This window comes from Streptomyces sp. NPDC002499, from assembly GCF_053595415.1.
This window is the reverse complement of record NZ_JBSFXO010000001.1, coordinates 525692-544640: the sequence shown is the minus strand read 5'-3', so window position 1 is coordinate 544640 and position 18949 is coordinate 525692. Positions and strand designations below refer to the sequence as shown.

16 protein-coding genes are annotated in these 18949 nt (G+C 71.0%); 7 read left to right on the top strand and 9 right to left on the bottom strand.

The genetic code is table 11. The features are described 5' to 3' along the window. Positions 1-18: 18 nt before the first annotated feature. Positions 19-1239, bottom strand: coding sequence for a saccharopine dehydrogenase family protein (locus ACWD5F_RS02460; protein ID WP_451250300.1), 1221 nt, complete (start codon positions 1237-1239; stop codon positions 19-21). Between the two features lie 108 nt (positions 1240-1347). On the opposite strand from ACWD5F_RS02460, the gene ACWD5F_RS02455 reads away from it, so the two are divergent. Together ACWD5F_RS02455 and ACWD5F_RS02450 are read left to right on the top strand one after the other, a co-directional pair. Continuing rightward, positions 1348-2052 (top strand): TetR/AcrR family transcriptional regulator, encoded by a 705-nt coding sequence (locus ACWD5F_RS02455; protein WP_451250298.1) that lies wholly within the window; start codon positions 1348-1350, stop codon positions 2050-2052. Positions 2053-2165: 113 nt separating this feature from the next. Further along, positions 2166-3482, top strand: a complete 1317-nt coding sequence (locus ACWD5F_RS02450) for an MFS transporter (RefSeq protein WP_451250296.1) — start codon at positions 2166-2168, stop codon at positions 3480-3482. A gap of 9 nt (positions 3483-3491) precedes the next feature. Here ACWD5F_RS02450 and ACWD5F_RS02445 read toward each other — a convergent pair whose 3' ends face one another. Next, on the bottom strand, positions 3492-3941 hold the full coding sequence (locus ACWD5F_RS02445) for a cyclic nucleotide-binding domain-containing protein (protein ID WP_451250295.1): 450 nt from the start codon (positions 3939-3941) through the stop codon (positions 3492-3494). 272 nt (positions 3942-4213) lie between these two features. Further along, the gene (locus tag ACWD5F_RS02440; RefSeq protein ID WP_401723835.1) at positions 4214-4444 is read right to left on the bottom strand and encodes a hypothetical protein; all 231 of its coding nucleotides are present in this window, start codon (positions 4442-4444) and stop codon (positions 4214-4216) included. Positions 4445-4793: 349 nt separating this feature from the next. Between ACWD5F_RS02440 and ACWD5F_RS02435 the strand changes: the two genes are divergently transcribed. From ACWD5F_RS02435 to ACWD5F_RS02425, 3 genes are all read left to right on the top strand, one after another. Then, positions 4794-5183, top strand: a complete 390-nt coding sequence (locus ACWD5F_RS02435) for an ATP-binding protein (RefSeq protein ID WP_401723837.1) — start codon at positions 4794-4796, stop codon at positions 5181-5183. 126 nt (positions 5184-5309) lie between these two features. Continuing rightward, positions 5310-6176: an ANTAR domain-containing protein gene (locus ACWD5F_RS02430; RefSeq protein WP_451250293.1), complete on the top strand. Its 867-nt coding sequence runs from the start codon at positions 5310-5312 to the stop codon at positions 6174-6176. Between the two features lie 51 nt (positions 6177-6227). Continuing rightward, complete coding sequence (locus tag ACWD5F_RS02425; protein ID WP_451250291.1) at positions 6228-6659, top strand: hypothetical protein; 432 nt, start codon at positions 6228-6230, stop codon at positions 6657-6659. An 84-nt stretch (positions 6660-6743) separates the two neighbouring features. Here the strand turns inward: ACWD5F_RS02425 and ACWD5F_RS02420 are convergent, their stop codons facing one another. Both ACWD5F_RS02420 and ACWD5F_RS02415 read right to left on the bottom strand, forming a co-directional pair. Further along, positions 6744-8993, bottom strand: coding sequence for an FUSC family protein (locus tag ACWD5F_RS02420; RefSeq protein WP_451250289.1), 2250 nt, complete (start codon positions 8991-8993; stop codon positions 6744-6746). Between the two features lie 92 nt (positions 8994-9085). Beyond that, positions 9086-10462, bottom strand: coding sequence for an NAD(P)/FAD-dependent oxidoreductase (locus ACWD5F_RS02415; RefSeq protein WP_451250287.1), 1377 nt, complete (start codon positions 10460-10462; stop codon positions 9086-9088). A gap of 324 nt (positions 10463-10786) precedes the next feature. On the opposite strand from ACWD5F_RS02415, the gene ACWD5F_RS02410 reads away from it, so the two are divergent. Together ACWD5F_RS02410 and ACWD5F_RS02405 are read left to right on the top strand one after the other, a co-directional pair. Then, entirely contained in the window at positions 10787-11389 is a 603-nt protein-coding gene (locus ACWD5F_RS02410) for a hypothetical protein (RefSeq protein WP_401723849.1), read from the top strand. Between the two features lie 43 nt (positions 11390-11432). Then, positions 11433-12101, top strand: a complete 669-nt coding sequence (locus tag ACWD5F_RS02405) for a fibronectin type III domain-containing protein (RefSeq protein WP_451250285.1) — start codon at positions 11433-11435, stop codon at positions 12099-12101. Positions 12102-12130: 29 nt separating this feature from the next. On the opposite strand, the gene ACWD5F_RS02400 is transcribed toward ACWD5F_RS02405, so the two are convergent. The 4 genes from ACWD5F_RS02400 to ACWD5F_RS02385 form a co-directional block, all read right to left on the bottom strand. After that, positions 12131-14035 carry an AMP-dependent synthetase/ligase gene (locus tag ACWD5F_RS02400; protein WP_401723854.1) on the bottom strand — a complete coding sequence of 635 codons (1905 nt, stop codon included), beginning with the start codon at positions 14033-14035 and terminating at the stop codon, positions 12131-12133. Positions 14036-14179: 144 nt separating this feature from the next. After that, positions 14180-15262 (bottom strand): glutamate--cysteine ligase 2, encoded by a 1083-nt coding sequence (locus tag ACWD5F_RS02395; protein ID WP_451250283.1) that lies wholly within the window; start codon positions 15260-15262, stop codon positions 14180-14182. Between the two features lie 72 nt (positions 15263-15334). Further along, on the bottom strand, positions 15335-17542 hold the full coding sequence (gene glgB / locus ACWD5F_RS02390; protein ID WP_451250281.1) for a 1,4-alpha-glucan branching protein GlgB: 2208 nt from the start codon (positions 17540-17542) through the stop codon (positions 15335-15337). A gap of 4 nt (positions 17543-17546) precedes the next feature. Continuing rightward, on the bottom strand, positions 17547-18908 hold the full coding sequence (locus ACWD5F_RS02385; protein WP_451250279.1) for a maltokinase N-terminal cap-like domain-containing protein: 1362 nt from the start codon (positions 18906-18908) through the stop codon (positions 17547-17549). Positions 18909-18949: the final 41 nt, after the last annotated feature.

Below are 18949 nucleotides of genomic sequence, written 5' to 3'. Positions count from 1 at the left end.
ACTTCGGGGTGACGCGGATCACTGCTCGCGGATGCCCCAGGGAGAGCCGTACGCGGTCAGCAGATCGAGGTAGGGGCGGGCCGGGAACGCCTCCGGGCCGAGCACGCCGGTGCCGGACCAGGCGCCGGTGGCGAGGAGTTCGAGTGCGACCACCGGATTGACGGCGGTCTGCCACACCACGGCCTGGCTGCCGTACTCCGCCATGGACCACTGGTTGTCGACCACGTGGTAGAGGTACACCTCGCGCGGTCGGCCGTCCTTCGTGCCGCGCACCCAGGTGCCCGCGCACGTCTTGCCGCGCATACGGTCGCCCAGCGTCGCGGGGTCGGGCAGACAGGCGGCCACGACGTCACGGGGCGACACGGCGACCGGCCCGGCGGCACTCGGCACGGTGACCGGGTCGGTGCGGTCGAGGCCCAGCAGGTGCAGGGTCTTGAGCGTCTCGATGAACTCCTCGCCCAGGCCGTACTTGAAGGTGACCCGCTTCGCGTCGACCCAGCGCGGCACGAGCAGCACCTCCTCGTGCTCCACGTTCACGCACTCGACCGGGCCGATGCCCTCGGGGAAGTCGAAGACCTCGGGCTCGCTGAACGGCTCCGTGGTGTACCAGCCGCGGTCGGACTCGTAGACCACGGGCGGGTTGAGGCACTCCTCGATCGTCGTCCAGATGCTGAAGGAGGGGGCGAAGTCGTAGCCGTCCACGGTGAGGTTCGCGCCGTCGCGGACGCCGATCTCCTCGATCTCGTCGAAGAGTTCGTCGGCCGCGTAGCGGGCGAAGACGTCCGACAGACCCGGCTCCACCCCGATGCCGACCAGCGCCAGCGCGCCCGCCTTCTCCCACTCCTGGGCCTGCGCGAACTGTGCGTCGCCGAGCTTCTCCCCGCACTCCTCGTAGGGGCGCTCGGGGTGCGGGTGGGACAGGGACATCGCCATGTCGAGGTAGGTGGCGTCGGCGGCGCGGGCCGCCCGGAACAGGGGCAGCACGAAGCGCGGGTCGGTCGCATTGAGGAGCACGTCGCACGCGTGCCGGCGCAGCAGCTCCGTGACCGCCGCCTCGTCGTTCGCGTCGACGCGCTCGGCCAGGAACCGGGTCTCACCGTCGCCGAGGGCCGCGACCGCCGCCTCGGCACGGGCCAGTTCGTAGTCGGCGACGACCATCGCCTCGAAGAACGGACGCCGGGCCGCGATCCGGGTGACGGCGGTGCCGACGCCTCCGGCGCCGACGAGCAGTACACGCATGACAGATCTCCCTGTGATGGGGGTCGATGAACCGGGGCCCTGCCGCGGATACAACTCCTCCGGCTCGCTTAAGGTCAATGGCGTTGGCATAAGGAAGTGCGGTGCGCGATGCCCAAGCCCGTGGTCCCCGAGGAGCGGCGGCGCAGACGCCGGCCCACCAAGAGCGGCACCGTGCTGTCGGAGGCGCTGATCGTGGAGACGGCGCTGCGGATGCTGCGCGAGCACGGCAGCGCGGGGCTCACCGCCCGCCGCCTCGGCCTCGCCCTCGACGCCGACCCGAGCACGCTCTACCGGTACTTCCGGGGCATGGACGACCTGACCCTGGCCATCGGCGACGCGCTGCTCGGCCAGGCCCTCGACGGCTGGCGCCCGACGGGGGAGTGGCGGGCGGACCTGCGCGCCGTCGGCCTGCGCATCCACGCCGCCTACCTCGCCCACCCGCAGGCGGCCCTGCTCACCACCAACCGCGTCACCGGCCGCGCCCACGAACTCGCCGCCGACGAGGCGGTCCTGGACGTCCTGCGCACCGCCGGATTCCCGCTCCCCGACACCGTGCGCATCTACCACGCCTTCATCGACCAGACCCTGGCCTTCGCCGCCCTCGACGCGGCCTCCCTCACCCTCCCGAGCGCGGCCCTGCGCGCCGACGAGGACATGTGGCGCTCCACCTACGCCCACCTGCCCCGCACCACCCACCCCCGCATCGCCGAGGCGGCCCCCTTGCTGGCCCGGCGGATGGTGACCAGCGCGTATCCGACGGCACTGGAGATGTTGTTGGACAGCGCGGCGGCGCGGTTGGAGTCACTGCGCTGACGCACGGCTCCGGATCCCGAATTCCGCAATGCGAGACCACACGTTCCGGAGCCCCTCCCGTGCTGCGATAGTGATCCCGGCCCCGAAAGATGTATCGAGCAACCAGGAACTCCGTGGACACCAGCGAGAGCAGCACCGAGCCGCAGCCATCCGCCCAGCCGCAGTCATCCGCACCCGTCGAGGCGAGCCCGCCGCGGGTCGGCTGGCGGCGGTGGGCGATGGACACCCGGCCGCTGCGCATCCCGGCCTACCGCCGGCTGTGGTCCTCGACGATCGTCACGGCGGTCGGCAGCCAGCTCACCGCGGTCGCGGTGCCCAAGCAGGTCTACGACATCACCGGTTCCTCGGCGTGGGTCGGCGCCGCGAGCCTGGCCGGACTGCTGCCGCTGATCGTGTTCGCGCTGTGGGGCGGTGCGGTGGCCGACACCATGGACCGCCGCAAGCTGCTCCTGATCACCAACATCGGTATCGCCGTCACCTCGCTGCTGTTCTGGCTCCAGGCCGTCACCGGGCTCGACTCCGTGGTCGTCCTGATGCTGCTGCTCGCGATGCAGCAGGCGTTCTGGGGCCTGAACGCGCCCGCCCGCAACGCCTCCATCGCCCGGCTCGTCCCCGAGGAACAGCTCCCCGCCGCCAACGCCCTCGGCTCGACCGTCATGCAGACCGGCCAGGTGGTCGGCCCGCTGCTCGCCGGTGTCCTGATCCCCGTCATCGGCCTGGCCGAGCTGTATCTGATCGACGCGCTCGCGCTGTGCGTGACGGTGTGGGCGGTCTACCAACTGCCCAAGCTGCCGCCGCTGGTGGGCTCGGCGACGCGGCGCGCGGGAGTGCGCGAGATCGTCGAAGGCTTCCGCTACCTCTCCCTGCACAAGGTGCTGCTGCTCTCCTTCCTGGCCGACATCATCGCCATGGTCTTCGGCATGCCCCGCGCCCTGTTCCCCCAGCTCGCCGCCCAGACCTACGGCTCCTACGGCGAAGGGCTCGCCCTCGGCCTGCTGTTCGCCGCGATCCCCATCGGCGCGGTGCTCGGCGGCCTCTTCTCGGGCACGTTCTCGCGGGCCCGCCGGCACGGCTGGATGGTGATCGGCGCGGTCGTCGCCTGGGGCGTCGCGATCGCCGGATTCGGACTCAGCGCCAACCTGTGGGTCGGCGCGGCCTTCCTGGCCGTGGCCGGGCTCGCCGACATGGTCTCGATGGTCTTCCGCGGAGCGATCCTGCTGTCGGCGGCCACCGACGAGATGCGCGGCCGTATGCAGGGCGTCTTCACGGTGGTCGTCGCGGGCGGCCCGCGCCTCGCCGACGTCCTGCACGGCACCGCGGGCTCGGCCTTCGGCGCCCGCACGGCGGTCGTGGGCGGCGGACTCCTGGTCGTGGTGGTGATGCTGGGCCTGGCCGCGGCGGTGCCGGCCCTGCGCCGGTACCGGATCTGACCGAGGTCCCTACAGGGCCCGCCGATGGTTCGCGTACTCCATCAGCTTCCCCCGTGTCGTCTCCAGCCGGTGCGCGAGGATCTCGGCGACTCCGCGTACCAGCGCCATCCCGAGTGCGGGATCCTCGGCGCACAGGCGCAGCACCGCGTCCGCGTCGAACTCGTGGGCGCGTACGGGGCTGAACGCGACCGCGCCGAAGTCCCACTCGTGGGGTGGGAACAGCCAGGACCAGCCGAGCAGATCGCCGGCACCGAGGCTCGCCACGGTGACCGTTTGCAGCGAGTTGACCCGCTGGTCGAGCGAGACCGCGCCGGAGCGGATCACCCAGAAACGGTCGGCCCGGCCGCCCGCCTCGAAGATGCGGTGGTCCTCCGGGAAGGAGACCTCCCGCGCGAGGGTCATGAGGCGGTGGCGCTGGGGCGGGGGAAGGGCGGTCAGCAGTTTCGTCGCTTTGGTCATGACGCGGAGCTCCTCGCCGGCCATCGGATTCCGGTGCTTTCCCTATGCCCATTTCAGCCGCTACGGCCGTCCGGGGCACCTCGGCGGACGGGAGTTCCGATGGGCGGTCCGCGGGAGGGCATGAAAAAGCCCTGGCTGGACGGGGGAGGCCAGCCAGGGCCGTCAAGCAGTGGTGCGGAGGACGGTACGGTCCACCCCGTCACCACGTATGAATGAACGGTAAACCATATGCGAGGCTTTCGCGTAGCAAAAACCCGGTCACGTGACCGGTTTCACTCTGCCACGCCGATCCCGGCTTGTCGCCCCGGAGTCAGAACTTCGTCCAGCACCCGCAGCACCGCCTCGAAAGCCACCGTTCGTACGGCCGCCTCGCGCGCCGCGTCCGGATCGGTCGCCCGTAGCTCCTCGCTCCGCACCCACCACGTCGACCGCTCCTGTTCCGCGCAGGCCCGAGCCCGCTGCAGGCGCCGCAACAGCTCGCCCGAATCCACGACATCAGTCATGGGGTGCGCCTACCCGGCTTTCGTGGGGGCATGACCGGAACTCGCGCATTCCGCAGACAGGTTTGGCGCCCCCCTTACAGGTCAGCCGCATAGATGAGTACCCGCGGTGCTCGAGCGGCGGGAACCGCGGGTGCGGCAGGTCCGGCCTTGTCGCCGAGGAAGCGCAAGGCCGGTTCTTCACCGATCAGGGAGCCAGGCGATGTGCGAGGAGCACAGCATCGAATTCCCCCAATTCGCCCAGGAGTGGCGGGAGATGGAGCCATGGCCGAATCCAGCGGCCGGTGGGCGCGCGACGCCAGTAACAGTGGGCCGAGCCGTCGCCTCAGGGTCTGAGGCGACGGTGGCGTGGATGCCGGTCGATCCGGTGGTCCGGCCCGCGCAGGCCCGCAGGGCGGTCGAGCGGGCGGTCGCGGCGCGGTGCCGGGCTACCCGGACGCGCTGCGACAAGGACGCCCTGGGCGACGCCCTGCTCGTCGTCTCGGAGTTGACGACCAACGCGATCCGGCACGGCGGCGGTGTCACGGGCTTCCGCGTCGACGTCGTCGAACCCGGCGTACGCGTCTCGGTGTGCGACCGCAGTGACGAACTGCCCGTCGCCGGCGACCCGTTCGACCCGGCCGGACGCCGACGGGTCGGCGGCCGTGGCTGGCCGATCGTGTGCAGGCTGGCCCGTGACGTGCGGGTGTCCGAACTGCCCGCGGGCGGCAAGTGCATCACCGCGGTGGTGGCTCTCACCTGAAGGTAACCGTCGCCCTGTGTACGCCCGTTCGACGGGGGAAGACGCTGGCAAGCGGCAGGTGCCCGTATGCGGTCCGAACACGCACACGGGCACTTGTGTGTGAGGGCGACGGGAGGCGAGGGAGTCATGGCAGAGGCGGATCGCCGGGGGGCGGACGAGGAGCGGGAACGCGCGGAGGTGGAGCGGCTGCGGGCGGAGGCCCGTGAGCTGCGGGCCCGGGCCCGCGCCCACCCGCTGATATCCCAGGCGCAGGGCATTCTCCAGGAGCGCTACCGACTGCCCGACGGCGACAGCGCGTTCGGGCTCCTGCAGCGGGCCTCGCAGCGCTTCAACGTCAAACTCCGGTCCCTGGCCGACGTGGTGCTCACCGCCCCGCGACCGGACGACCTGGACACCCTGTGGTTCCCGCGGCGCGTCCGGTCCTCGGAGCCCGTGCTGAACTTCCCGGCGTCGTACCGCCCCGAGCCCGGCAACCGTGGCGCCGTCCTGAGCGCTGTGCTGAGCCAGACGCTCGCCGTGGTCGACACCTCCATGGGCAACGTCCAGGTCGCCGACCGGGTCAGGGGCGGACTGCGGTTGGAGAAGCACACCGGGCTCACCGACGACTTCGTCGACTTCTTCGCGTACGTCGGTGACGAGGGCACCTCCTGCGCGGCCGCCGCGCGCGACCTCGTCCAGGTCACCGTCGAGGACGTGTCGACGGACCCCGTGTTCACCGAGGCGGCCCGGGAGCAGATCCTCGCGGCGGGCAGCCTGGGCTGCCACAGCGTGCCGCTGACGACCATGTCGGGCCTGTGCCTCGGTATGGTCTCCGCGCACACCGACCACACCCTGCGCCGACTGACGCAGACGCAGCTCAAGACGCTGGAGGTGATGGGTGCCGAGGCCGGCCGGTGGCTCTCCTGGCACGACCGGACGGTGGTCCTGGACGCCCTGGAGTATCTGCATGCCCTCGGCCGCAGGGGGCGCGGCACCCGGATCCGGCGGTCGTGACGCGGGCCGGACCGTACGCATGACACTCCGGGGACCGGGCACCCGAGGCCCATGAGCGAATCCGAGTTTCCACCGGAAGACCGGGCCGTCGACATGTACCTCGGCATTCTGCGCACCCGGATGGACACGGATGACTACCGGCTGTTGCTGGATGTCGTCGAACCGGTCCTCAAGGCGATCGACGAGCGGCGCCTGCCCGCCCTGGACTTCGCGATCGGCGAGGAGGGCGCACACGGCGTGTCCCAGGAGATCCGGGACGAGGCGGCCCTGGTCGTCGCCGCCGCGGTCACCGGCAGGATGGACAACGAGGTCGTCGAGATCGACCTCGACGAGACCGGCCCGATCCGGGTGGTCACCGACGCGGACACCGCCGCGGACCCGGTACGGCTGGGCGAGATCGCCGACTACATCCGCGACCGGCACCGGGAGAACGAGGAACTGCGCGGCATCGCCGAGGTCAGCGGCCTGCCCACCGACTTCTGAGCCCCCGACTTCTGAGGCAGTGATTTTTGAGGCCGTGCTTTTTGAGGCTCTGGCTTCTGAGATCCCGACCTCCGAGATCCCGCTTCACTTCGTGGCCTTCTTCACCTGTGCCGCCACCGGCACCTTCAGCGGCCGGGCCAGTCCCGTCACGGCCTCGTCGAGGCGTTGCAGATGCCTCAGCACGCGGTCGGTGACCCGCCCGTAGCGCGAGACGCCCGGCCGGTCGGACTCCAGCAGCGCGGCGATGCTCGGACCGGTCTCGACCTCGGCCTCGGCGTGCTCGTCCGCCACGTGCGCGGCGATCGCCCCGATGTTGCGCAGGATGCGGTCACCCGCCCGCCGCAGCCGGGGATCCGCGGCGATGGACGGGTTGCCGGGCAGGAGCTCGGCCGTGGCGGCGAGCGAACGCGCGTGGTACGCGCAGGTCTCCAGCAGCGCGACGACATAGCGCGCGGTGTCGCGCCGGGCCCGCAGCGGCGTCACCGGATGGGTGAGCGGCTGGGTCGCGGCGCGCAGATCCGCCAGCGCCTGGTCCAGATCGCGGGCCATGTCGAGCAGATCGATCGCGGGCCCGCCGCTGAGCTGGTCGACGGCGGCCTCGGTGACATCGGAGAGCCGGTCGAGGACGGTACCGAGCAGGTCGTTGGTACGGCGGTCCGTGTGCACCGGCAGGACGAACGCGGCCGCGATGATCCCGCAGGCCGCGCCCAGCGCCGTCTCCTCCACGCGCAGGATCAGCACCGACAGGCTGTAGGTGTGCAGCAGGGTGTACAGCAGCCCCAGGGCCGCGGTGACGAAGAACGACATCAGCGTGTACGACAGCGGCGCGGTGTAGAACATCGCGAACACGAACAGCAGCACCAGCGCGAACGCCGTCCAGGTGTGATGGCCGACCAGGCCCGCCAGGAGCAGTCCCGCCACGACGCCGAGCACGGTGCCCAGCAGCCGCCGGTAGCCCTTGACCAGGATCTCGCCGGTGGACGCGGTGTTGATGAACACGATCCAGCAGGTCAGCACCGCCCAGTACCAGCGCTGGCTGGAGAGGAACTCGCCGCCCACGATCGCCAGCGACGACCCGACCGCCACCTGCACGGCCGCCCGCGTGGTGGGCCGCCGCAGCCCCGTCGGCTCGTCCTCGGGCTCTTCCTCACCCGCGTCGATCGCCAGGTCCTCGGCGTCCAGCTCCTCGCGCGAACGCGTCGTCGACGGGGTGTCGTCCGACTCGTCCTGCGGCCCGTCCAGCGCGATCCGCAGCCCCAGCACCGCGCGGGCGGCCTCGCCGATGCCCCGGAACACGTCCTGGACGGCGGTCGGCGCCTTGGGCAGGTTCTCCTCGTCGCGGTAGCCGAGCAGCCGGTTGCGCACATGCGCCAGGCCCGTCCCCGAACCCCCGGACACCGGTCGCAGGACCAACAGGCGCAGCGCCTCCAGATCCCGGCGCAGGACGGCGGTCGCCTCGTCGCCCACCGGCAACCGGCCGCCCGGCGGCGGCACCGGGGCGCCCGGCAGATGCAGGGTCAGCGTGTCCGCGCGCTCGGCACTGCGCGCGGTGAGCAGCAGCAGACCCAGACGCTCGGCGGCGATCTCCGCGTCCGCGATACGCCGCTGCACGAGCCGCGCGACGGCTTCGTCGGCGGTGCCCTGCTCCAGCCGGCCCTGGATCATCATCGCCGTCTCGTGCAGCCGCGCCGTGCCCTCACGCAGGTGCTCCAGGGCCGTCTCGGCGTCGTCGGGACCGGCGTCGAGGAGCTCCAGCTGCGCGGACACGAGCTGGGCGAGCCGGGCGCGGAAGGCGTCCCGCAGCCGCCCCAGGATGCCCTCGGGCGTCTCCGGTACGAGCACGAAACGCACCAGGGCGCTGGCGGCGAAGGCGATCCCGACCACCCCGTACAGCTGGGGCAGGGTCGAGAGGGTGGCGCCGACGAACAGGGACAGGAAGTAGGTCTGAAAGCCGATCAGACCCAGCGCGGTGCCCCGGTCCCCGTACCGGCGGCCGTAGACGGCGCAGAAGATGAGCACCACGAAGAAGACGTCACCGCCGACCACGCGTGAGTGCAGCACCGCGGCCAGGGTCAGCGAGGCGAATGCCACCGGCAGACCCAGGGCGAGGGTCACCGCCTGCTGGGCGCGCTCCTTCTCGCGGATGGCGAAGGTGGCGACCATCGCCGCGATGGCGCCGCCCACCAGGTGCGACACGTCGGCGCGCAGGAGCCCCAGTACGGCGAGGGTGAGGGCGATGGCAGCCACGGTCCGCAGACCCGCGGTCAGTCGCAGCAGTCCGGGATCGGATGCCGCGGCGAGATCGCGCGACCGCGCCCGGAGCGTTGCTGCCACTGCCCTCACGCCGCCGTACTCACTCCCGTCCCCGTCTCACGTCAAGATCCCGTCCCAGCATGGCACGCCGGGACGGGAGCGTCCGCACCGCGTCAGGCCTTGTCGGGATCCGTCCCCTCGACCTGCTCCCGCACCTGCTCGGGCGTCAGATAGGAGTTGGTGTACTCGAAGTCCTTCAGCGTGGCGGGCTTGCGGGACTGGAAACCGGTGCGGACGAAATCGTCGCCCGCGACCGCGTTGAGCACCCAGTTCGTCATCACCCGGGTCTTGGCGACGCCCGTGCGCAGCGCCGACCAGTGGTAACCGCGGGCCACGGCCTGGGCGGGCAGACCGCGCAGTTCGATGCCGAGCGGCTTCGAGACGGCGTCCTTGCCGCCGAGGTCGACGACCAGGCCGAGGTCCCGGTGGACGTACGGGGTCAGCGGTTTGTTGCGCAGGGTCGCCATGACGTTGTCGGCGACGTGCCTGCCCTGCCGCATGGCGTGCTGGGCGGTGGGCGGGCAGATCGCGCTGTCGTCGTCCTTGGCCTTGTCGGGCACCGCGGCGGAGTCGCCGAGCGCGAAGACGCCGTCCTGGCCCGGCAGGTTCATCTCCGCGGCGACCGCGAGGCGGCCGCGGACCGTCTCGGCGCCGAGGGTGGCGATGAGCGGGCTCGCGACGACACCGGCGGTCCAGATCAGGGTGCGGGTGGGCACCACCCGGCCGTCGGTGAAGGTGACCTCCTCGGGACCCGCCTTCGCGATGGAGACACCCAGCGAGATGTCGATGCCGCGCTTGCGCAGGATCGTCTGGGCGCTGGTGCCGAGCTTGTCGCCCAGTTCGGGCATCAGCTTCGGGGCGATGTCGATCAGGTGCCACTTGATGAGCGCCGGGTCGATGCGCGGGTAGCGCTTGACCGCGGCGTGGGTGAGCTTCTGCAGACAGGCCGCCGTCTCCGTGCCGGCGTATCCGCCGCCCACGACCACGAACTGCAGCCGCGAGGCCCGCTCGGCCGGGTCGTCGCTCGCGTCGGCCAGGTCGAGCTGGGAGATGACGTGGTCGCGGACGTAGGCGGCTTCCGCGAGGGTCTTCATCCCGTACGCGTGCTCGGTGAGTCCGGGGATGTCGAAGGTGCGGGTGATGCTGCCGGGTGTCAGCACGATGTAGTCGTAGGGCTCGTTGACGATCTCGTCGGTGATGGTGCGGATGACGCAGACCTTGGACTTGAGGTCCACGCCGATCGCTCCGCCCGGAATGATCCGGGTGCGGTACTTCTTGCTGCGCCGCAACGAGACGGCGATCGACTGGGGCGTCAGCACCCCGGAGGCGACCTGGGGCAGCAGGGGCAGGTAGAGCTGGTAGGAGAACGGCGTCACCAGGGTGACGTCGGCCTCGTCGGGCGCGAGCTTCCGCTCAAGTCGGCGTACGCACTCCACGCCGGCGAAGCCTGCGCCGACCACCAGGATCCTGGGTCGTGTCACGGTGTTCATCCCTTTCTGCGGCTCCAGGCGGTCTGCATCGGACGCCCTTCGCATGCCCGTGGATCGCTGCTTCGCACCACATCGATCCCACCGTGTCCCCAGCCGTTCCGCCAGTTGGGCGCGGCAGGCAGACGAACGCGTCGAGCACAACCATGCCCGCCCGGCCGCCGAAACGCACCGGATGGGAGGTGAAAGATCAGGGCCGCGCGATCTCTTGACGGTCTGTTGGTCTGGTCCTACCGTCCCCCTCACTTGTTCAAATCAGGGACCAATGTTCATGTACATGAATTGCACGTGAATGGCGGTCACCCCCCACACTCCTCGGGAGGCAGGATGCTCACACGCCTGCGCGCACTCGTCGTCACCACGATCGTGGGCGCCACGTCACTGCTCGCCGCCCCACACGCCCTGGCCGAAGTGGAGCCGGGCGGCTGGGTGTCCGTCTCGCCCAGCTACACCGAGCAGGAACGCGGCTGCGGACAGATCAGCGGCCTGACGTTCCAGCTCACCTGCTCCACGGCCAGCGGCGACCAGCGGGCTGAACGACGCTACGCCACCTACACCGGTGGCACGCGTCAGTTCGAGGGCTCGTTCCGCATCACCAGCCTCAGCGGTACCCGGATCAGCCTCAAGCAGACCTTCAACGAATCCGCCGCCGGGCCCTACTTCATGCTCGCCGTCGAACGTGGCGGCCGGCTCTACGCGGTGCACGGCGGCGCCACGCTCTCCAACGCCGGCACCGTCGGCGCCACCGTCCGGGTCAACACCGTCCACCAGGTCGGAAGCCAGCACCGCACCTACATCAACGGCTCCCTCGCGCACACCTACGCCAGCCCCGGCGGCAGCTTCTACGACAAGTTCGGTGCCTACCGCACCGACAGCGGCAACGGACCGGCCACCGTGGTGTGGAGCAACGTCCACTTCTGGCGGAAGTAGCCGACGCCGGATGCGTGTCCTGACACGCCTTGCAGTGCCGACAGTGCTGCTCCTGGCACTGTCGGCCTGCTCGGCATCCCAGCAGGCAAAGCCGGAGCGGCCGTTGCGGGCGGCCCTGACCACACCCACCGACGTCGACCTCACGTGGCGGGACGAGCGCGCCGCGGTCGCGGGCCATGCGCTGGAGTACGCCACCGCCCCGCAGGGCCCCTACACCGTGCTCCAGTACCTGGACCACGGGGTGACGACCTATCGGCACCCCGACCTGATGCCCGACACGACCTTCTACTACCGGCTGCGGACCTACCGCGGACCCGCGTCCACCCCGGTGGCCGTCGACCTCCCCGCCGGCGACTGGACGGCCGACGAGGAGAACGCCGACCACGACTGGCTGCCGGCCCGCACCCGGCCCGGGCACCAGGGCGCAGGGCGCGCCCTGCCCGCCGGGGCGCCGACGGACCTGCGCGCCGTCGTCAAGGAGGCCAACGGCATCCTGTTCACCTGGACCGACAACTCCGCCGACGAGGACGGCTTCCTGCTGGAGATCCGCAGACAGGGCAGCAAGGCGTACGCGCCCGTCGCCGTGCTCGACCCGGACATCAACTCCACCGGCCTGGTCACCCTGCCCGAGGAGAAGCACGCCTCCTACCGGATCCGCGCCTTCGCCTACGGCGAGCGGTCCAACGTCGTCCACCTGACCACGGGGGAGTAGCGCTCGCCCGACCGGTGCTCGACCCCTGCTCAGCGGAAGACGTTGTCCGCGTCGTCCCAGCCCGACAGTTCGTCCGGCACGTTCTGCCGCGGGGCACGCGAGCGTGCCTGGTACATGGCGTCGATCTCGAACGCGTACCGCTCCACGATCGCGTCCCTGCGCAGCTTCATGGACGGCGTCAGCAGCCCGTTGGCGTGGTCGAACTGCACCGGCAGCACCCGGAAGACCCGGATCGACTCCGAGCGCGACACGCTGCTGTTGGCGGCGGCCACCGCCCGTCCGATCTCCTCCCGCAGCGCGTTCTCCTCGCGGGCCTCCCGGCTAGGCGTGTCGCTCTGCAACGACAGTGAACCGCGCCAGTACGCCAGGAACTCCGGGTCCAGGGTGATCAGGGCGCCGACGCACGGCCGGTTGTCGCCGACCACCACCGCCTGATGGACCAGCGGATGCACCCTCAGCCGCTGTTCGAGAGCCGCCGGGGCGACGCTCTTGCCGCTGCTGGTGATGATGATGTCCTTCTTGCGACCGGTGATCGTCAGATACCCGTCGGTGTCCAGCCAGCCGAGGTCCCCGGTGGCCAGCCAGCCGCCCCGCAGCGCGGCCCGCGTGGTCGGCTCGTCGTTGATGTAGCCCTGGAACACCGACGGACCGCGCACCAGGATCTCGCCGTCCTCGGCCAGCATGACGTCCATGCCCGGCAGCGCCTGCCCGACCGTCCCGGACTTCTCCCGGCCCAGCGGCTGCATGGACACCGCGCCACTGGTCTCGGTCAGCCCGTACCCGTCGTGCACATAGATGCCGATGCCCTCGTAGAACAGGGAGAGTTCGCGGTTCAAGGGCGAACCGCCGGACGTCGCCCGCCCCACTCTGCCGCCCAGCACGGCCCGGAGTCTGCGGTACACCGTCCGTTCGTACAGCGCGTGTTGCAGCCGCAGGTCGAGGCCGGGACCCGAACCGCCGCTGAGCCGCTGGCGCTCCAGCGCCGCGGCGTAGTCCCGCGCCGTGTCGGCCGCCCGCTCGAACAGGACACCGCGGCCCGCCTGTTGGGACGTGCGCAGGAAGTTCTTGTAGATCTTCTCGAAGACCGACGGTACGGCGTAGAAGTACGTCGGCCGGAACGAGCGCAGCGCCGACACCAGCGCCTCGCCGCTCAGCTCCGGCTCGTGGCCCATGAGCAGGCCGCCGCGGATGCACAGGCTCTGGATCATGAGGCCGTAGACATGGGAGAACGGCAGGAAGGCCAGCACGGAGCCCTGTTCGCCGGGCGCCGCCGCCGTGTGCCCCCAGCCGGCCAGCAGCGTGTCGCACGGGCTCGCCAGATTGCGGTGACTGAGCGCGCAGCCCATGGGGTGCCCGCTGGTGCCGGAGGTGTAGGCGACGACCGCGGTCGAGTCCGGCAGCACGATGCGGCGCAGCGAGTCGACCGTGGCGATCGGGATGAACTCGCCCCGCTGGACCAGCTCGTCCAGCGCCCCCGCGTCCAACTGCCAGACGTGGCGCAGCTGTCCGAGCGACCCGCACACCGAGCCGACCGTCATCACCGCCTGCTCGTCCTCCACGAGCACGGCCACGCAGCCGGCGTCCCGCAGGATCCACTCCACCTGGTCGCGCGAGGAGGTCGGATAGATCGGGACCACCTCGGCACCGACGGCCCACAGCGCGTAGCTGAGCACCGTCCACTCGTACCGGGTGCGCGCCATGATCGCCACGCGATGACCGGGCGAGATGCCGGACGCGATGAGACCCTTCGCCAAGTCGACCACCTCGTCCCGCACTTCCACGGCTGTCACCTCCTCCCACACGGTCGAGGAGGGGCTGGAGCGACGGGCGAGCAGGGGAAGCGTGGGGTTGTGGACCGCGGTGTCGAAGATGCTGTCGGCGAGTCCGCCGCTGTGGGACGAGACGGTTGAGGGAGCGAGGGCGAAGTCGCGCATTGCGCTGCTCCTGACGTGTACGGGGTGTGACTCCGCCGAGTATGAACTGTGTCGGCGGTGCTCGAATCTAGCCCAGGTAGGAGCGTTCGTCGCCGGGAACGGCCAAGTAGACGCGTTCGTGATCTCAGTCGTCCGGTACAGGCCTCAATGTCCCTGTGTACGGCGCACGCACTCGGCGACCACGTCCCGCAGACTCCCGGTCCGCGCCATGACGTCGCGCTGCACCCGGGCACCGTTTCCCCGCTCCAACGACTCCGCGACGCCGGCCCGGGCGCGGTCGAGGTCACCGGTGTCCGCGAGCGCGTCCGAGACATGGTCCAGCAGGGCCTGGAGCACGGTCCGCGCGGGCAGCCGCCGCATGGTCCCGGGGTGCAGCAACTCGCCCTCCAGACCTGCCCGTGCGGCCTGCCAGGCGGCCAGCCGGAGCAGGCTCACACTCTGTACGAGCGGCTCGCCCTCCGCCCGCCACTCGCGCGCCGCCGTCTCCACCAGGCCGCGGATCAGCGTCGCGATCAGGACGGCCGTGTCGGCGTGCAGGCACACGTCCGCGACCCGCACCTCGACCGTCGGGTAGGTCGCGGACAGCCGGGCGTCGAAGTAGATCATCCCGTCGTCCAGGATCACGCCCGTGGAGACCATGTCGGCGACCCGCCGGTGGTACCGCTCGGCCGAACCGAAGACCTCGGTGGGCCCCGCGGACGGCCACCGCTGCCACACCCGGCTGCGGTAGCTGCTGTAACTGGTGTCCTTGCCCTGCCAGAACGGGGAGTTGGCGCTCAGCGCGGACAGCACCGACAGCCAGGGGCGGATCCGGTCGAGGACCGCCACACCCTCCTCGTCGGACTCCACGGACACATGCACATGGCAGCCGCACACGAGCTGCTCCTGGGTGGCGATGCCGTACTGCTCCGCCATCCACTGGTAGCGCCGGCCGACGCCGACCGAAGGGCTCACGGACAGCGGCGAGGTCGCGAGCGCGGCGACGGTGCAGCCGATCTCCCCGGCGTGCTGTGCCGCGTCCTTGCGGCAGCGGACGATCTCCGCGCCGAGTTCCGCCATGTCCGCCCGGGGCTGGGTGGCGAACTCGACCATCTGGGTGTGCAGTTCCTCCTCGAAGACCTCGCTGTCCAGGTCCGCGCGCGCGAGCACCGCGGCCGCCAAGGCCTTCGGCTCACCCGTTTCCGGGTCGACCAGGAGGATTTCCTCCTCCACTCCGACTGTGCGCACGTGGGTGCCCGCCCTTCTGTGGTGTACGTCCCGACTGCCCCGAAAGGACGTTCGGACACCTGGGCGGGGGTTTCACCTGGGCAGAGGCGCCAGCCAGACCGTGGCCAGCGGGGGCAGAGTGAGCAGGAGGTGTCCGTCGTCCGTCTTGACCGGGTCGGGGTTGGTGACGTCACTGCCGCCGTACCGGGCCCGATCGGTGTTGAGGATCTCCTGCCAGACGGGGATGTCGTCCGGGACGGCGAAGCGGTAGTCGTGGCGGACGACGGGGGAGAGGTTGGAGACGGCGAGGAGGGGAGCGCCCTCGGCGTCGTGGCGAAGGAAGGCGAAGACATTGTCCTCGGCCGCGTCCCCGGCGACCCATCGGAAGCCCTCGGGGTCGGTGTCGCGCTGCCAGAGTGCGGCCGTGTCGCGATACGCGGTGTTGAGATCACGGACCAGGTCCCTCACCCCGGCATGGTCGGCCACCGCCCCGTACGCCGGGTCCAGGAGCCACCAGTCGGGTCCGTAGGCCTCGGACCATTCGGAGCCCTGGGCGAACTCCTGGCCCATGAAGAGGAGTTGTTTGCCGGGGTGGGCCCACATGAAGGCGAGGTAGGCGCGGAGGTTGGCGCGCTGCTGCCACCAGTCGCCGGGCATCTTGGAGACCAGCGAGCCCTTGCCGTGCACGACTTCGTCGTGGGAGATGGGCAGGACGTAGTTCTCGCTGTAGGCGTACACCATCGAGAACGTCATCTCGTTGTGGTGGAACTTGCGGTGCACCGGTTCGTGGGCCATGTAGTCCAGCGAGTCGTGCATCCAGCCCATGTTCCACTTCAGCCCGAACCCCAGACCACCGGTGTCGGTCGGCCGGGTCACCCCGCCCCACGCGGTCGACTCCTCCGCGATGGTCACCACGCCCGGCGCCCGCCGGTACACGGTCGCGTTCATCTCCTGGAGGAACGCCATCGCGTCCAGGTCCTCCCGCCCACCGTGCACATTGGGCTCCCACTGCCCCGAGTCGCGCGAGTAGTCGAGGTAGAGCATGGAGGCGACCGCGTCGACCCGCAGCCCGTCGATGTGGAACTCCTGGCACCAGTACACGGCGTTCGCCACCAGGAAGTTGCGCACCTCGACGCGTCCGAAGTCGAATTCGTACGTCCCCCAGTCCGGGTGCTCCGCCCGCCGCCAGTCACCGGGCTCGTACAGCGGCTCCCCGTCGAAGCGCGCCAACGCCCAGTCGTCCTTGGGGAAATGGGCCGGCACCCAGTCCATGATCACGCCGACGCCGGCCCGGTGCAGGGAGTCGATCAGGTGGCGCAGATCGTCGGGGGTGCCAAGGCGTGAGGTCGGCGCGTAGAAGCCGGTGACCTGGTAGCCCCAGGAGGGGCCGTAGGGGTGTTCGGCGAGGGGCATCAGCTCGACGTGCGTGAAGCCGAGGTCCTTGACGTACGCGGGGAGTTCCTCGGCTAGCTGACGGTACGTCAGTCCCGGTCGCCAGGACGGGAGATGGACCTCGTAGACCGAGAACGGCGCCTCGTGCACGGGGATGTCGGCCCGGTGCGCCATCCAGTCCGCGTCGTCCCACTCGTAGTGCGCGGCCGTGACCACGGACGCCGTCGCGGGCGGCACCTCCGTCGCGCGCGCCATCGGGTCGGCCTTGAGGAACCGGTCGCCGTGCCGGGACGTGATCTCGAACTTGTAGCGCGCGCCCTCGCCGATCCCGGGCACGAACAGCTCCCAGATCCCGGCCGACCCGAGGGACCGCATCGGCAGCGCCGTCCCGTCCCAGAAGGTGAAGTCCCCCGCGACCCGCACCCCTTGGGCGTTCGGCGCCCATACGGTGAACCGGGTCCCGGTCACCCCCGCATGGTTCATCGGCTCGGCACCGAGCGCCTTCCACAGCTCCTCGTGCCGGCCCTCGGCGATCAGATGCAGGTCCAACTCGCCCAACGCGGGCAGGAAACGGTACGGATCCTCCGTCTCGTGCTCCCCCTCCGCGTACGTCACCACCAGCGTGTACGAGGGGATCGCGTCGAGCGGCAGTACACCGGAGAAGAGGCCGTCGCCCTCCGAGGCCAGCTTCGTGCGCTTCCCGTCGACGACGACGCTCACGGCACGGGCGTAGGGACGCAGCGCCCGGAACGCGATGCCTCCCGGCACCGGGTGTGCGCCGAGCACGCCGTGCGGGTCGTGATGGGTGCCGGAGAGCAGGCGTTCGCGCTCGCCGGGGGCCGGCGGCGGTGCGGGCGTCGGCGTGAGCGGGCCGGACGGCTCGGGGAGTGACGTGTCACGCAGGGCCACGGCTTCAGCCTCCTCTTACGGCGAGACGCTCGATCGCCGCCATGGGTACGGGGAGCCAGTCGGGGCGGTGCCGGGCCTCGTAGAGGACTTCGTACACCGCCCGGTCGGTCTCGTAGGCGCGCAGCAGCCCGTGCTTCTTGCGCGGGTCCCAGCCCGCCCGGGCCGCGTAGCCCGCGCAGAAGGCCTCCCGGCAGCGGCGCGCCCACTCCGGGCGCCAGGGGCGGCGCTGGCGGGCGGCGTAGTCGAAGGAGCGCAGCATGCCGGCGATGTCCCGCACGGGGGAGTGGGGGCTGCGCCGCTCGGCGAGCGGACGGGACGGTTCGCCCTCGAAGTCGATGACGAACCAGTCCCGGCCGGCCCGCAGCACCTGGCCCAAATGCAGGTCGCCGTGGATGCGTTGGGGCGGTGGTCCGGGATCGCAGGCGGCGAGCGCGCCGAACGCGGTCCGCAGACCGGGCACATAGGGCCGGAGCGCGGGCACGCTGTGCGCGGCCGAGTCCAGGCGCTCGGTCATCGCGGTCGCGGTCCGCTCGGCCTCCCCGTGCTCGGCGGCCGGGAACGCCGACGCGAGCGCGAGATGGACGTCCGCCGTGGCCTGCCCCAACTCGTGCGCCTGGGCGGTGAAGTCGTCGCCCGAGGCGAGAGCCTGGAGCGCGAGCGTCCAGCCGTCGGACGCGTCCCGAAGGAACGGCTGGAGCACCCCGAGCGTCGCCTCGCGCGGATGCGTGGTCCTGATCCACGCCACGGGCGCCGGCACCCGCCCGCAGCCCTGCGCGGCCAGCGCGCCCGGCACCTCCAGGTCGGGATTGACACCCGGCTGGATCCGCCGGAACACCTTCAGGATGAACGAATCGCCGTACACCAGCGAGGAGTTGGACTGCTCGGCCTCCAGCACACGCGGCACGAGTCCGGCGGGCACCCGCACCGACGGGTCGGCCTCGAACCGCAGCGGGCCCGCCGTACCGGGGTGCCGCAGCCGCTCCAGGAGGAGTTGCGCCGAGCGCGGGTCCTGGAGGGCGTCATACACCGTCAGCCCCGCCAGTGGACCCACCTCGGCACGGCCGATCAGGGCCCGGCCGAGGCGGGGCGAGAGGTGTTCCCGTACGCCGAGCAGGAGTTGGTAGCAGTCACCGCCCGCCGTGCCACCGGCGGGCGCGGGCACGTCCGAGTGGCCGGCGTGGATCAGCAGGTGCAGACACCCCGGGAACAGCTCGGTCATGGACAGCAGGGCGAGGTCCGTGACGGGCCTGTCCTTGCCCGCGAACCAGCGCTGCCTGGGCAGCCATTCCCGCAGCAGCCCGGCGAGCGAGGCCATGGTCCCGGTGACGACGGTGCGTCTCGGGCGGGGCGTTGCGGTCTTCTGCATGGTGACGCGTCCTTTCCTCGGCACGGGGTCCTTGGCGCAGG

Excerpts from the sequence above, each read along its gene's own strand:
- ACWD5F_RS02425 (WP_451250291.1), top strand. The coding sequence starts at position 6,228 with ATGAGCGAATCCGAGTTTCCACCGGAAGACCGGGCCGTCGACATGTAC.
- ACWD5F_RS02455 (WP_451250298.1), top strand. The coding sequence starts at position 1,348 with ATGCCCAAGCCCGTGGTCCCCGAGGAGCGGCGGCGCAGACGCCGGCCC.
- ACWD5F_RS02410 (WP_401723849.1), top strand. The coding sequence starts at position 10,787 with ATGCTCACACGCCTGCGCGCACTCGTCGTCACCACGATCGTGGGCGCC.
- ACWD5F_RS02445 (WP_451250295.1), bottom strand. The coding sequence starts at position 3,941 with ATGACCAAAGCGACGAAACTGCTGACCGCCCTTCCCCCGCCCCAGCGC.
- ACWD5F_RS02440 (WP_401723835.1), bottom strand. The coding sequence starts at position 4,444 with ATGACTGATGTCGTGGATTCGGGCGAGCTGTTGCGGCGCCTGCAGCGG.
- ACWD5F_RS02430 (WP_451250293.1), top strand. The coding sequence starts at position 5,310 with ATGGCAGAGGCGGATCGCCGGGGGGCGGACGAGGAGCGGGAACGCGCG.
- ACWD5F_RS02435 (WP_401723837.1), top strand. The coding sequence starts at position 4,794 with ATGCCGGTCGATCCGGTGGTCCGGCCCGCGCAGGCCCGCAGGGCGGTC.
- ACWD5F_RS02460 (WP_451250300.1), bottom strand. The coding sequence starts at position 1,239 with ATGCGTGTACTGCTCGTCGGCGCCGGAGGCGTCGGCACCGCCGTCACC.
- ACWD5F_RS02415 (WP_451250287.1), bottom strand. The coding sequence starts at position 10,462 with ATGAACACCGTGACACGACCCAGGATCCTGGTGGTCGGCGCAGGCTTC.
- ACWD5F_RS02400 (WP_401723854.1), bottom strand. The coding sequence starts at position 14,035 with ATGCGCGACTTCGCCCTCGCTCCCTCAACCGTCTCGTCCCACAGCGGC.
- ACWD5F_RS02385 (WP_451250279.1), bottom strand. The coding sequence starts at position 18,908 with ATGCAGAAGACCGCAACGCCCCGCCCGAGACGCACCGTCGTCACCGGG.